The 13,293-nt window shown below is 44.2% G+C and carries 11 protein-coding genes; 4 read left to right on the top strand and 7 right to left on the bottom strand.

Annotated features, from left to right (window positions below; genetic code table 11):
* Positions 1-166: 166 nt before the first annotated feature.
* A complete protein-coding gene (gene xseB / locus QUA47_RS28040) occupies positions 167-394 on the bottom strand; it encodes an exodeoxyribonuclease VII small subunit (protein ID WP_333433191.1) in 228 nt (75 codons plus the stop codon).
* A complete protein-coding gene (xseA, locus tag QUA47_RS28035) occupies positions 391-1,560 on the bottom strand; it encodes an exodeoxyribonuclease VII large subunit (protein WP_333433190.1) in 1,170 nt (389 codons plus the stop codon). Before xseA ends, xseB begins: the two co-directional genes overlap by 4 nt.
* Before the next feature lie 236 nt (positions 1,561-1,796).
* Here xseA and QUA47_RS28030 point away from each other — a divergent pair, with 236 nt between their 5' ends.
* On the top strand, positions 1,797-2,531 hold the full coding sequence (locus tag QUA47_RS28030; protein ID WP_333433189.1) for a hypothetical protein: 735 nt from the start codon (positions 1,797-1,799) through the stop codon (positions 2,529-2,531).
* Here QUA47_RS28030 and gmk read toward each other — a convergent pair.
* The 4 genes from gmk to QUA47_RS28010 all read right to left on the bottom strand — a co-directional run bounded on the left by gmk (position 2,528) and on the right by QUA47_RS28010 (position 7,376).
* Positions 2,528-3,097 carry a guanylate kinase gene (gmk, locus tag QUA47_RS28025; protein ID WP_333433188.1) on the bottom strand — a complete coding sequence of 190 codons (570 nt, stop codon included), beginning with the start codon at positions 3,095-3,097 and terminating at the stop codon, positions 2,528-2,530. The two genes, QUA47_RS28030 and gmk, sit on opposite strands and share 4 nt — an antisense overlap.
* A 78-nt stretch (positions 3,098-3,175) precedes the next feature.
* The gene (remA, locus tag QUA47_RS28020) at positions 3,176-3,442 is read right to left on the bottom strand and encodes an extracellular matrix/biofilm regulator RemA (RefSeq protein WP_006632566.1); all 267 of its coding nucleotides are present in this window, start codon (positions 3,440-3,442) and stop codon (positions 3,176-3,178) included.
* Between the two features lie 830 nt (positions 3,443-4,272).
* Positions 4,273-6,375: a M3 family metallopeptidase gene (locus tag QUA47_RS28015; protein WP_333433187.1), complete on the bottom strand. Its 2,103-nt coding sequence runs from the start codon at positions 6,373-6,375 to the stop codon at positions 4,273-4,275.
* 164 nt (positions 6,376-6,539) lie between these two features.
* Positions 6,540-7,376, bottom strand: a complete 837-nt coding sequence (locus QUA47_RS28010) for a hypothetical protein (RefSeq protein WP_333433186.1) — start codon at positions 7,374-7,376, stop codon at positions 6,540-6,542.
* A 450-nt stretch (positions 7,377-7,826) separates the two neighbouring features.
* Here QUA47_RS28010 and QUA47_RS28005 point away from each other — a divergent pair, with 450 nt between their 5' ends.
* Positions 7,827-7,961: a hypothetical protein gene (locus tag QUA47_RS28005; RefSeq protein ID WP_333433185.1), complete on the top strand. Its 135-nt coding sequence runs from the start codon at positions 7,827-7,829 to the stop codon at positions 7,959-7,961.
* 122 nt (positions 7,962-8,083) lie between these two features.
* Here QUA47_RS28005 and QUA47_RS28000 read toward each other — a convergent pair whose 3' ends face one another.
* Positions 8,084-9,463: an NB-ARC domain-containing protein gene (locus QUA47_RS28000; protein WP_333433184.1), complete on the bottom strand. Its 1,380-nt coding sequence runs from the start codon at positions 9,461-9,463 to the stop codon at positions 8,084-8,086.
* Positions 9,464-9,687: 224 nt separating this feature from the next.
* Between QUA47_RS28000 and QUA47_RS27995 the strand changes: the two genes are divergently transcribed.
* Together QUA47_RS27995 and QUA47_RS27990 are read left to right on the top strand one after the other, a co-directional pair.
* Positions 9,688-9,999 carry a hypothetical protein gene (locus tag QUA47_RS27995; protein WP_333215655.1) on the top strand — a complete coding sequence of 104 codons (312 nt, stop codon included), beginning with the start codon at positions 9,688-9,690 and terminating at the stop codon, positions 9,997-9,999.
* A gap of 62 nt (positions 10,000-10,061) precedes the next feature.
* A complete protein-coding gene (locus tag QUA47_RS27990) occupies positions 10,062-13,217 on the top strand; it encodes a helicase-related protein (RefSeq protein WP_333433183.1) in 3,156 nt (1,051 codons plus the stop codon).
* Positions 13,218-13,293: the final 76 nt, after the last annotated feature.

The raw sequence follows: 13,293 nt of genomic DNA, 5'->3' as shown, positions 1-13,293 counted from the left end.
TATCCTTTCTCTGCGCTGTGCTTATCTCAATGGTCAACTTTCCACTTGATATATGTGCAAAACTGAGATGCACCCGGACTTTCGCTATGAGACAGGGAATTAATTCCCTGTCGGACTTTCGGTTTTACCTGCTATTTCACCTACATTAATCCGAGTTTATCTCCGGTTAAAAATCGGGTTCTGCGGCTAAAAGCTCGATCGCCAAATCCATCTGTTCCTTCCCTCGCGCCAAAAACCTTTCGCACTCCTGCCAACACTCCACAGCCACCCCAAACTGCTCGAAAACCTCCTCTAGAGGCAACTCTCCCGATTCCACCCGATCGATAATCGCTTCAATTCGATCGACCGTTTCCTCATAATTCCAGTCAGACTGGCGCAACTGCGAATCAATCATAACTTTTCTTCCGCATCCAATACTTCTACAATCTTAACTTTCAGCACGCCCCGACTCAACCTCACCGTCAATTCCTCTCCCAATTCCAAACCGTCAGTTGTGCGGACGATCGTACCGTCACTTTGGATTACCGCCGCATAACCCCTTTGCAATACCGCCGCTGGATTCAGTGCGGATAACTTTTCTTGCAATACTTCCAGTTTACCAGTTGCTTGCCGCAAAGTTCGCGATGTCGCAGGCAAACGTTTTAATCGATTTTGTAACAGTTGCAAATGCTCTTCTTCTGTCTGAAATCTTGCCCGCACAGCACTTGCTAAATTGACCATTCGCTGCTTGTGTTCAAAGTAAAGATCTGCTAAAATTGGTACAGCTTGAGCGGCCGCCGCAGTGGGAGTGTGGGCTCGTTTATCTGCTACTAAATCGGCGAGAGATTCGTCTCTTTCGTGCCCGATGCCTGTAATAATTGGAATCGCACAATTCGCGATCGCCCTGACAACTCTCTCATCATTAAAACAAGCCAAATCTTCCGCAGAACCGCCGCCCCGCCCTAAAATGATCACATCCGCCCTACCGTCCAATTCTACACGGGCGATCGCGCGGGCGATCGCAGCAGCAGCCAATTCTCCCTGCACTCCTGTGGGCGACAGCAACACCCGCAAACCCGGATATCTTTGGGCTAGAGTCCGCTGAATGTCTCCCCAAGCAGCGCCGGTATCGGATGTCACCACGGCCACAATTTGTGGGTGTGCGGGAATCGGGCGCTTTCTGGCGGGATCGAAGAAACCCTCAGCATCCAAGCGCGAGCGCAATTGCTGCAACCGCAAAGCCTGCAATCCTTCCCCAGCCGGTAGCGATTGCACAACAGTCAACTGGTACTCGCCGCGATTTTTGTAAACCCGGATGCTTCCCAAAACCAGCAACTGTTCTCCTTTTTCCGGGATTTGCACCAATTTTTGCCGCTGAGAATTCCACACTACGCAGCGAATAGCAGCGCTTTTGTCGGTGTCGCACAGAGTGAAAAAGCAGCCGCTGGGGTGGTGCGAAACGTTCGACACCTCGCCTGTCAGCCAAACTGATTGCAGGTTGCGATCGCCCTCCAACAAGTCTTGCAGGTATGATGTTAGTCCGGCAACAGATAAAGCTGTATCGGGAAGAATTGAAGTCATCCAATTTTAGATTTTAGATTTTAGATTTTAGATTTAGGCTACTATCAATACTTCGGACAGTGTGTGATTGCCAAGGGTAAAATAAGCGTTTCAGGGCGAGTGCAGAATCCACTTGCTAACGGAAAATCAAGGGTTTCCGACTAGGATCTCAAAATAGTCCGGACTATTGTAGTATATCTAAGGTAATTTATTTGTAGGCTGAGCGGGCGAGCGTAAATTTAACTGCAAACAAACTAATGATATCAGATACAATGACTTCGATGAATGTGCTGCGCCAAGAGGCTGCGGCGATCGGTATTACTGAGGCCGAAGCCCGAAAATATGGCGACCTCCGACATAAAAGAACTTGGTCTTTGGCGATCGAACATCACCTCTCACTGCAAGATTTTGCCGATCGCATAGAACAATCCTTCACAACTTCCGAACCAGATTCCTCCAGCGCACTCAACCACTCTCAGATTGCGGAGTCGAAAGACTATGGTATTCCGCTAACTGCGAACCTAGGCGAATCTAGAGTAACCAGGGACAACCAAACAGCCTCTCTTGCTTCGCCACAACAGCAAGCAGTAGCAATCGGGCGATCGCACGGCAATTCCGACCACCGCAGCAACCAAAACCGAGGTTTTAAACAAGTAGTTCAAAATCATATTAAAGCATTAACAATTGCATCCGCCTCCCGCACAAATCTGCCCAATTCACAACTGGGCAATTGGGTTTGTCCTGAGTGTGGGCCGGAGGGCGAATTGGGGTGTCACCTTTGCGCCGGAGAAGGCAATGTAGGGGATATTGCAGCTATTGGGTGGACGCTAGCTTATATGGAAATGTTGGGCTGTTCTCCTCGCGAAATCGAACCGATACGGAAATTTCCGCCTTCCTTAAATATTCTGGAATTGAATTTAAAAGTTTGTATTGCTATCAAACAAAGTAGCGAAGTTTTAGCCAGGACGGAGAAATGGGTAATTAGTCATTAGTTACCTGAAAGCTCACCCAACTTAAGTATTGATTCTAGCTTTTTCAAAGCAACTTCCAAATCATCATTAACAACTTGGAAATCGAATTCCCCCGCCGCTTCAATTTCCTCTTTAGCACGCAGCAACCGACGGGCGATCGCAGTTTCGGAATCTTGACCCCGACTCCGCAGGCGCCGCTCCAATTCTTCCCAAGAAGGAGGTAAAATAAAAATTCGCAGGGCCTCTGGAAAATTATTCCTAATTTGCCTAGCCCCTTCGAGCTCAATTTCGAGGATTACCCATTTTCCCTCACCAATTCCTTGCTTGAGACCAAAATAAGGAGTACCGTAAAAATTACCGGCAAACTCAGCCCATTCCGCCAACTCTCCAGCCTCAACCATTTGTTCAAAGCGGCTGCGGCTGACAAAATAGTAGTGCTGTCCCTCAATTTCTCCCTCACGGGGCGATCGAGTTGTCACGGATACCGAAAGATACAATTCGGGATGGCGATTGAGGAGCGATCGTACTAGGGTGCCTTTCCCCACACCGCTAGGCCCCGTCAAAACAATTAATTTACCGGATTTCATTTTTAGAATAGAAACGTGTAACAATTCAAGTTTCCGCTTACTCTAAACTGTAAGCGCTCAAATTGCAACTGACAAACCTCAATCATCCCGACCTTGACCGTCTTTGCTGATCACAAAACGATTAGCAACCGTTTCCGGCTGAATCGCCGAGAGGATGACGTGACTCGAATCTGTAATAATTACCGCTCTCGTGCGGCGGCCGTAAGTTGCGTCAACAAGTTGTCCCCGCTCCCGCGCATCAGTAATAATCCGCTTAATTGGCGCTGACTCGGGACTGACAATGGCAATCACTCGATTAGCAGACACAATGTTACCAAAACCGATATTAATTAATTGAATATCCATGAAAATTTTAATCTGTAGGTGAACGATTGAGTATCAATCCTTACTTTTTATCATATAATATACAAAGATTTTTTCTGATAATTCTCCACTTAATCCCCACTAACTTTTTTAGTTTCTACCTAAAATTTTTACCATTTTGACGCCGAGTACCCCGTTCTTTATCAAAAATTTAAAAAAGACTCGCTGTTGCTACTCTATCTTAAAGATTCCGTAAAAGCATCTATTTTTAGTTGCAAATAAAAGCATTAGCTGTATCGATAAAACAACCCGTAAATGTTGCGAAATATAAAGTTAATTTCCGGGAGAGGGAAAGTTAAGTATAATTAGTGTTAAATGACAAAAAATATTCGCCAATGCTGCTTTGATGAGCTTTCCAACCTAAACTAAAAGCTGCTGGCGATCGCACTTTTTGCCCGATTTTTCACCAAAAGTTGGGGATGATGTGCCAAACTACAGATGTTTACTGCATGATGTTCTACAATAAAATGCGTTTGTATTGAAAATTTTAGTCCTATTAATACCAATAAAAAAAGTGTGGCTCCAATTATCACTTTTATAACAATAAAACTTACGCAAAAAGTTGTTTTACGCATGAATTATAGCGTATTCCACGTTTATGAAGTTTAGGGACAAAGGCTTTCGCCGTGTCCCTACGGGGAACGAACGATCTGTTGTGTACTTCATAACCCTGGAATCTGCTGGGTAGCGGTAAGACTTCATCCACGCCGCACCGTACACATACAGGATATGTATAAATCTTATTCAACAAAAAACAGGGATTAATGCAGAGAAATTTACCCGCATTAATCCCGAGTTATTCCACACTTAAATTAAGCAGCAACTAAACCGCTGTGTCTCAACAAAGCTTTAGTGCTCGGTTCGCGTCCCCGGAAAGTTTTAAACACTTCCATCGGGTGCAAACTGCCGCCCAATCCTAACACTGTATCTCGGAAGCGCTTACCTGTAGAGGCGATCGCACTTTCATCTTCCAAACCCGCTTCCTCAAACGCCGCAAAAGCATCAGCGCTGAGCACTTCCGCCCATTTATAACTGTAATACCCCGCCGCATAGCCGCCCGCAAAAATGTGTCCGAAAGCGCACAAAAATGCGTCTTCTTCCAGAGGAGGCAAAACAGTCGTAGTTTTAGCGATGCGGTTGCGGACATCCGCCACAGTTTCGCTGCCGCCCGATCGATAGCGGTGGTGCAATTCGATGTCAACGCTGCTAAAATGTACTTGCCTGAGCATGACGCTGCCGCTCATGTAGTGGCGCGCTGCTAGCAGTTTTTGGTAGTAGTGTTCCGGCAAAGTTTCGCCGCTTTCGTAATGCTTTGCCATCCCGAACAAAGTCGCGCGATCGTAACACCAATTTTCCATAAATTGACTGGGCAATTCAACCGCATCCCACTCAACATTATTGATGCCCGAAGCCCCCGGATAGTCTACTGTTGTCAGCATATGCTGCAAACCGTGACCGAATTCGTGAAACAAAGTTTCGACTTCCCCAAAAGTCATTAAACTCGGTTTCCCGTCAACCGGAGGACTTTGGTTGCACACCAAATAAGCCACCGGCAACCGCGTGGTTGTCTTGGACGCTTCCACAAATTTAGCGCGCACCACGCACTCGTCCATCCAAGCACCGCCGCGCTTTTCCTCGGGGCGGCTGTAGGGGTCTAAATAGAAATTGGCGATCGTATTTCCTGCTTCATCATCTATTTGGAAATAGCGCACATCTTTGTGCCAGACAGGAGTTTGACCGTCCGCCGCAGTTACTGTCACGCCGAACAGTCGCTTTACTAATCCAAATAACCCCTCTAATACCTGCGGCAAAGCAAAATAAGGCCGCAATTCTTCGGCACTAAAAGCAAACTTTTTTTCCCGGCGCCGTTCCGACCAAAAACCTACATCCCAGTGCTTCAAATCTCCAGCTTCCGCCGCGCCTTTTTCGGCAGCAAAATCTTTCAAATCTTCTAAATCTTTGACAGCAGCATCATAACTAGCCTGCCGCAATTCTTCTAACAAAGCTTCCACTGCTGTCACGTCGGGAGCCATTTTGCTCGCCAAGCTCAATTCGGCATAACTGCTAAACCCGAGCAAAGCAGCTTTTTCCTGGCGCAAAGCTAAAATGCGATCGGTCAACGGCCAGTTATTCAATTCTCCGCTACTTGCTCTGCCGATAAAAGCTTTGTACAACTTTTCGCGCAAGTCGCGGCGGGTGCTGTGCTGCATGAAAGGGCCGTAACTCGGAAAGTCTAAAGTAATCCGCCAAGGGCCGTTTTCGGCATCCGCATTTTCTTCGCCGGCGCTGCGAGCGGCTTGAGCTGCTAAACTCAACAAACTCGGCGGCAAACCGTCAATTTCGTCTTTGTTTGTGAGGGTGATGCTGAATGCTTTGGTAGCGTCGAGGACGTGATTGGAAAATTGGGTAGTAATTTCGGCCAATTCTAATTGAATGGCATTAAAACGCTCTTTTTGCTCGCCTTCTAAACCGACGCCGGAGAGTTGAGCGTCTCGAAGAGCGGCTTCGACAATTCGCTTTTGAGCTGACTCTAAGCTGTCCCAATTTTCGCTAGCCCGCAGCGCTTTAAAAGCTTCATAAAGCGGTTTGCTTTGACTGAGCTTGCTCCAAAATTTTACTACTTCCGGCTGCACTGTTTCCTGAGCCGATCGCAGTTCCGGGCTATTTTTTACGCCCATCAAATGTCCGACAATGCTCCAGCTCCAATTTAAACGCTCTCCGAGTCGCTGCAATGGTTCTACTAAGCCGCTCCAAGTCGGCTCTACAGACGATTCTAAGTCAGCTAGCGAGGCTTCTAGTTCGGTCAGCAGTTGAGTAACAGCGGGGACTACGTGTTCTGGTTCGATCGCGTCAAATGGAGGCAATCCTTGACCGATTAGTAACGGGTTATCAGCAATAGTTACGGTTGCAGTCATTTAATTTTCTTGTAACAGGTTGAAAACAGGTGAACTAGACAGATTAGCTTTTCATTTTGTAACACAGTTGTCGAAAAATTTGGACTCGATCGGGCGTTAGTCGCAGAATGTCTGAGTCGAAAAATCTTCCTTCTGACTGATGACTAATGACTGCTCACTAATGACTAATGAATATTCTCTTGTGTGTGCTGCAACTCCTTGACAACCGAGATTAAGCGCTTGAGGTGAGGTTTGACAACTTCTTGCTGCTCGTGTTCCAAACGGTGGATTTGAGCTTGGACGATCGACAAATCCGCCGTTGATTGGTGCGCGGGAGCTTGCAGTTGGCTTTGCAAATTGGCCATGACTTTCTGGATTTCCAAAAATCGAGTATTTACTACTTCCCAGTCGTCTCGGGTGATAGAAGTTTCTGTCAAGCCTTGCGTGGCGCTTTGCAGTTGCTCTATAGCCTGTTCCACAGCTTGGAGATTCGCCCGTTGGCCAACCGATAAATCTTGCAGTTGTTCGCTCACCTGCTGGCGGACATCGAGCACAGCAGACGCCACGATTTCTTGCAAAGAAGCTACCGACTCTCCTAAACTCAGCAACTGCCGCTGAATGTCGAGAGAATCCTCAAAGCCCTCAGCCCTAGGCATTGTCGCCATTTGCTGGCGCAGCGCTGCAATATCTGCAGACAACTGCCTGCGTAATTTAACAATTACCGTCACCGCCGTTCTTTCGACTTTATTGACAGACTTTTGGACTTGGGCCATTTCCGAATGTTGATGCACCCGCACTTGCTGCTCGAAGCGATACCGGTTAGCAACATTCAGCGACAAAGCCAAAGTTAGGGGAGCCACCCCGTAAAAAGCTTGACCTGACACAGCCACCGCCAGGGAACCCACACCAGAGGCCGCCAGAGAGGCGTACTCTGCCAGCTCCAGCCAGTGCCTTTGAGGAAAACTTGGTCTCAAGCGGTTTGCAACAGAGGGTTTTGGCTTCCGCACGGCTCTTTGGGTCATAGTATTTGCTCGTTGTGGGTAAGGTTGCGAGACTGGGTGGAGCATCGATTTCTATCCTTATTTTCAGTTATATGTTTTAGATTATTTCTTGGCACTCTTCTATTTTTACCTTTGTGAGTAAGTTAAGGATGACTGCCATATTATTATGTATTTGGGAGCCTGTGACGATCGCGCCCAATTCCGGCTGTTAAAAGGTTCGCCCCAACGCGCCCTCTATTTTACAGGAGTTAGGGTCATCGGGTTCGGGCGATCGACAATAGCTGTCCAGGCTAACCGAAAAATGCCTAAGACTCTTTTAGATTTTAGATTTTAGATTAAAAGTTAACAAAAGGCGAGCTACTGAGGACGAGCGTTGTTTGGAGATTGTCGGGAGTTGCCTTTTTGTTCGCGCATTGGTATAATTTACTATTTCTCAATGGGCCGGAGCAAATTTACTGTAAAAATTGACCAATGAACTCAGAAAAACCCGGAATTGGCGATCGGCTAAAGTCTATTTTCAGTATCGCCATCTTTATCATTCTCGTACTAGGAGTAGGCTTTTTAAGCGTTAATTTTATTTTAGCTCTCTATGCAAAATTTTATTAAAATTAGTCCTGGACGCCTGCGGTTCAGAAACCGGGTTTTTTTACAAAAATACTTCGTCGTAGCCTGCAGACTCGGTAAAAAACCCGGTTTCTTTGGTATTTATGCGTCCAGGACTAATTTGGTTACAACCCTTTGATATATTGCTTCAGTACAGGTGGCAAAGTGTAAAGACTTTCCTGTTTTTCGATTAAGCAGCGGCGCGATAGAGATTGCAATGCGTTTAGCAAATCTGATGATGATATTTGTCCGTTTTGTAGCAATTTCGCGAAGTTGACTGGCTGGTTTTCTGTCGCCAACAATGACATGACTTGTTTTTCGAGTTCGGAAGTGCGATCGTACTGCTGCTGTAAAACATCTTTTAAATCTTCGGGTAACAATATGGTATCATCTATTAATAACTCTGTCGCGCCGATTCCCAACTCTTGAATCAAAGTCGCCACGCTTTTTAACCATAACGGGTTGCCTTGGTAGCGGTGAATGAGTGCTTCGCAGTTATCAATTTCTGTTAATCCTTTATCTCTGAGAATTTCTCCGGCGGCTGCGGTGTCTAAACCAGTGAGTTGTAAAGTACGAATGGGAGTATTTTCGCTGGTGAGTTGAGGAACTTCTTTCGGCGGTTCCCAACCGACTAGCAGAAAGCAACTTTGATGGGAGAATTTTTCTATCTGTTTGAATAAAGAGCGATATTCTTCGTAGTCTGGTTTATATTTTCCCGCCAATTCGCCGCTACAGAAAAGGTGGTGAACGTCATCTAAGACTATTAAACAGCGATGGTTTTGTAAATATTTAATTAGTGGTAAGCGTTTTTGGTTTGTTGGGGATGAATCTAGGTTTTCTGACTGGGAAAAAAGCTGTGTTAGGTTAGATTGAAATTTATCGATGGTTGGGAATTTGTCTAGTGTGTACCAAACTGCGTACTCAAACTCGTGTTTGATTTGTTGTACGAGTTGTACTGCTAGGGATGTTTTGCCGATGCCGCTGATACCAGTGAGGGTGATGAGGCGGCAGTTTTGTTGTAGAATCCAGGTGGTGAGGGTTTGGAGTTCGGGGGTGCGATCGTAGAAATTACCCAACTCCGGCATCTCGCTTAAATCTTGATGTAGAGTTTTAATTGGTTTAGAGTTAGATGTTTCCTGATTTGGTGAGTGTGAGTTTGGTGTATCTGGTGAGTGTAAAGTTTCTCCACAAAAATTAACGAAGCCTATTTGCACAGAATCCTGTCCAAAATGTTTTGAAAACAGGAAGATTTGCAACCTCTCCATTGCTGAGCTTAAATTTGATTTACTAACATCTTCCCCCAACTCTTCTGAAAGTATTTCCCATAATTCTGCTCCCACTTTGCGAACGCTACTTTCCGAACAATCAAAGTCTTTGGCTATGTGCTTGTATGTCTCACGTTGTAGAGTTCCTTTCAGTACCGCTGCTTGTAAATCGTCAAGGTGTTGACCCGTTTTCTCGAAGACTATGCGATCGGCGAGGGTTAACACTTCTTTTAGGTTCATGAGATCACGAAATGTTATTTTTTTTGTATTATAGCTCACATTTAGGAACAGTTTAGTACATTTTTCCACATTTTTGTACAAAACTAGATTAAAGAGATGGAAAGGGCTGACAAGCCGCTCACAAAATTGAACATTTTTGGGCTAGACAAATCTTTGATTTGTAAGGATGATGGGACAAGTATTAAATTAGTGAAAAACTTATTTATAGTCAAAAAATATTAATTATGTCAAATTTAAAGCTTTTGGGCAAGAGACTTAAAAATCTTTCCCTTTATCAGAAAGCGCAACAAATTGGCTTTGAGTATATTCTCAACCCCGACACTGGCGAACTACATCGTGTTGGTCTGGATGATTTTTGGGGTTCTCACAATCTCGCAGATGCAGACCTAAGCATTTTCATTGGTCTTAATAATATTGGGATTATACCAGTTGACGTTTTTCGTGATGGGAAAATACTTCCCGTTTATGATATTGATACTGGCGAAATGATTGGAAGCTATGCCCTCAATAAATGTAGTTACTGCTTTCCAAAATAAGCTTACTTCTTTAAAAGGCATTGGGAACTTGGGCATAATCAAAAACTTCAGAGGACAGACGCATGACGTATAGGCTGTTTGAAATCCCATCTGAGAGCGGTAATCATGCAGATGTTGTCTGGGCTGACCCCAGTAGTGGCGATCGCAATGCCTATACCCATTTAGCCTATACAATCGAAACAACTGACAGCGAAAACAGCGTACTAGATCGGCGAGGTATCCGCTTCAAAAACTTACGCCACTGGAAAAAAATCAACGAAAAATTTCCTGACTTACGGTTACGTCTCAAGGAAAAGCATACATACTATGCAGGTGAAAGCGTCCTCGAAAAAAATGAGCTAAAGCATCAGCATCATATTCAAACTGTTCTAAGGTTGGGTGCATTAGAGCTACTCGCAAATATCTATTCGGGGCGGATTACCGCTAGTGACAAAGATCCTTTTCCTCATCAATTAGCATTACAACAGTATGTTAAAAATCATGAGTCTCGCATTAAGCGAATTCTGATCGCCGACGAAGTAGGTTTAGGTAAAACAATTGAAGTAGGCTTAATATTAAGAGACAAGCTGATTGCACAAAAAGAGGATTTGCGTTGTCTTTATCTAACTTCTGGTGGCTTAACCGAAGATGTTAGAGATAAACTACGTAGTGTGATTAAAGATTCTGTTGATGGAAGCATTATTAGTGTTGTAGATTCTTTTAGACAATATGGCGATAGCATTAGTCAAAAAGGTATTCGGATTGCTAGTATGCACGCTGCTAGACGATATCTCAATGATAAGAAAGAGCTACCTAAAGGAGTTAAACCAAATATCATCATCATTGATGAATGTCATCACTGTGCCAGCAATGCTAACCTCATCAATGGGGAGTCATATGTAGAATCGGCAATTGAGACAACACAAGCTTATAAAACTGCATATCAGATGATCGCAGGTAAGTTCTGGAAAGACTCAGAACCGCCAGAGCTAGTTATCTTGATGAGTGCTACACCTTTTCGATCTGCCAATCAATTTACAAATTTATTGCGATTACTGGTACACCAAACTGCTTTTGAGAATGCCTATGCTAACGATATTGGCAACAAAGAACTTCGAGCAGCAATATCAAAAGATGATTCACCCGTAGCAGTCATTTGGCGGCAACAGGATGAGATTCGTAATTGGTCTGACCAAAGATTATTTCCGAAATTAATGATAGTTCGTCCCCACCGCGAAGGTGAGCCAAGTCTCGAAAAAACTGATGAAGAGTATCTGTCAACGCTAGAAAAAATCAAAAGGACAGTACAGCGTATTTATCGAGATCATAGGGGTAGTTTTGGAGGGTTTGCTACTGCACATCTTGAAACACGTTTAACCAGTAGTTCCCTTGCAGGTGCTTGTTGGCTATTTCGTTGGTGTGTCCGCCATCATCCAAAATGGCAAAATGAGCACAAGTATAAGACAGATAACTTCGCTGATACTCAAGATTTAAGGAAATTAATTCGCGAGATTTCCAAACACCTAGCGAAATTTGATACTGAGAGGGATACAGTTACAGGATACGCCAAAAAGGTTATATTTCCTTCTGACAGTAATTTTTCATTTGACTCTGCCCACTTGAAGGATGGCAATATACCTGCTATTCGTGACTTTCAGAAAAAACTACTGGAGAACGCAAAACAAAAAAATGATCGAGATGATGACGATGATACAGATTTAGAAGCAACGATAGAGGAAATATTAGAACTGACAAAATTAGCCTTAGACTTGTTGGCATCAGGTAGAAGTGTTGAAAATGCCAAGCTAAACTGGCTAAGAGCTATGCTAGAAGCACATCCCGATTCTCGTTTTCTCGTTTTTACTGAGGTATTACAAACTACTGCCATTATTACCGCAACTTTTCCTAAACAAAGTCGGGCTCTTACTGGGGAGATGAGTGCTGATGATCGAAAGAATGTAGTTAAGGATTTTTACGATCGCAACCAAAAATACCGCATCCTTGTCGCAACTTCTGCGGCGGACGAAGGATTAGATTTTCAAGTAGCCAATAAAGTTGTGCATTGGGATCTCAGTCCCGATCCTGCTGTTTTAATGCAACGTAATGGGAGGGTTGCTCGATTAGGTCAAATTTCTGATGTCACTGCCTACTATCTCATTTTAGAGGGTACATTAGCAGAAAAAAGAGATACAGCCTTACTAAAGCGTCTCGAAACAGCAGGAGTTACAGATCCGCGTATGCAATTGAAAATTTTGGGACAGCTTGATAATAAGCAAGAGGGCAAAATTGCAAGTGCTATTGAAAATGACAGTGGTGATGGACAAACTGTAGACAAAATTCTACAAGTAGCAAAGGAAAGCAGTGATCTCATGGAGACAGAGCTTCGTAAGTTAAATGAACAGCTAAAACCCATTGAGGTTCTCGATCGCGATAAGCTACTTAAACGCCTCAAAACTTGGCATAATTTGGAAGTTACTCAATACGATACTTACAAGCATAAATTAGTTTTTGAATCCAAAGAATGGCAACGCCCTATTTTGGGAGAAGAGAAAACAGAGATGGAGTCAGCAGTTTCTGAAGTTCTCGTAATCAAGCAGAAAAACAAAAAAGATAGAAAATTTAACTTTGACCCAGAATTTGCTCTTTTTAGCCAAGAAAAAACTCCCGATCGATTAGCAGGGTTGCTGCCTTGGAACCCGAAAGAAAGTGAGGGAGGTACAAAACAACATCAACCTTTTTTTGACATTGATCCAATTGGAGCCTTAACCCAGTCTCTTGCTAGACAAAGAGAAGCGGACTTTATGGCTGTTTCTGCACAAAACCTGTGCGAACATTTTCCCAATCTTAAAGGCTCCTCTTACTTGCTGTTTGCAACCCATCCATTACGAGAATTGGAGAAAAACAAATCATCAGACTCAGCTAAATACTTGACCTACTACACTTTTACAACTGATTTTAGTCAGCCAGTCAATCCCGATGGTGCTTCTGCTATTGAAGTACATGACATGATTACTTTCTTGGAGGCGCAACTTGTTCCAGGTGTAGTCTCTCTATCATCCGAAGTAATCGATCTGGCAAAATCAGCAGGGCGAGATATCTCTAAATGGGTACAAGATTCTTTCAGCATGGGTGGTGATGATTTCTTAGATGAAGAGTCAAGTTATTTCGTGCCGATTCCTGTTGCTTTGGTAGCTATTGTTGATCCGATCGCAGAAGTTAAAGAAAATAACATCGCATAACAATACGGTTCAGTTAAGGCTCAAATAGTGGTAAATTAGGTATGGTGTCCAAAAATGGAGAGCAAGTAAGGTGCAT

Origin of the sequence: Microcoleus sp. MON2_D5, assembly GCF_036701905.1 — a bacterium.
GTDB lineage: Bacteria > Cyanobacteriota > Cyanobacteriia > Cyanobacteriales > Microcoleaceae > Microcoleus.
Note: the sequence above shows the minus strand (reverse complement) of the source record. Positions and strands in the feature narration are given on the sequence as shown.

Coding starts and splice junctions, on each gene's coding strand:
- xseB (WP_333433191.1), bottom strand. CDS start 394: ATGATTGATTCGCAGTTGCGCCAGTCTGACTGGAATTATGAGGAAACG.
- xseA (WP_333433190.1), bottom strand. CDS start 1,560: ATGACTTCAATTCTTCCCGATACAGCTTTATCTGTTGCCGGACTAACA.
- QUA47_RS28030 (WP_333433189.1), top strand. CDS start 1,797: ATGATATCAGATACAATGACTTCGATGAATGTGCTGCGCCAAGAGGCT.
- gmk (WP_333433188.1), bottom strand. CDS start 3,097: ATGAAATCCGGTAAATTAATTGTTTTGACGGGGCCTAGCGGTGTGGGG.
- remA (WP_006632566.1), bottom strand. CDS start 3,442: ATGGATATTCAATTAATTAATATCGGTTTTGGTAACATTGTGTCTGCT.
- QUA47_RS28015 (WP_333433187.1), bottom strand. CDS start 6,375: ATGACTGCAACCGTAACTATTGCTGATAACCCGTTACTAATCGGTCAA.
- QUA47_RS28010 (WP_333433186.1), bottom strand. CDS start 7,376: ATGACCCAAAGAGCCGTGCGGAAGCCAAAACCCTCTGTTGCAAACCGC.
- QUA47_RS28005 (WP_333433185.1), top strand. CDS start 7,827: ATGAACTCAGAAAAACCCGGAATTGGCGATCGGCTAAAGTCTATTTTC.
- QUA47_RS28000 (WP_333433184.1), bottom strand. CDS start 9,463: ATGAACCTAAAAGAAGTGTTAACCCTCGCCGATCGCATAGTCTTCGAG.
- QUA47_RS27995 (WP_333215655.1), top strand. CDS start 9,688: ATGTCAAATTTAAAGCTTTTGGGCAAGAGACTTAAAAATCTTTCCCTT.
- QUA47_RS27990 (WP_333433183.1), top strand. CDS start 10,062: ATGACGTATAGGCTGTTTGAAATCCCATCTGAGAGCGGTAATCATGCA.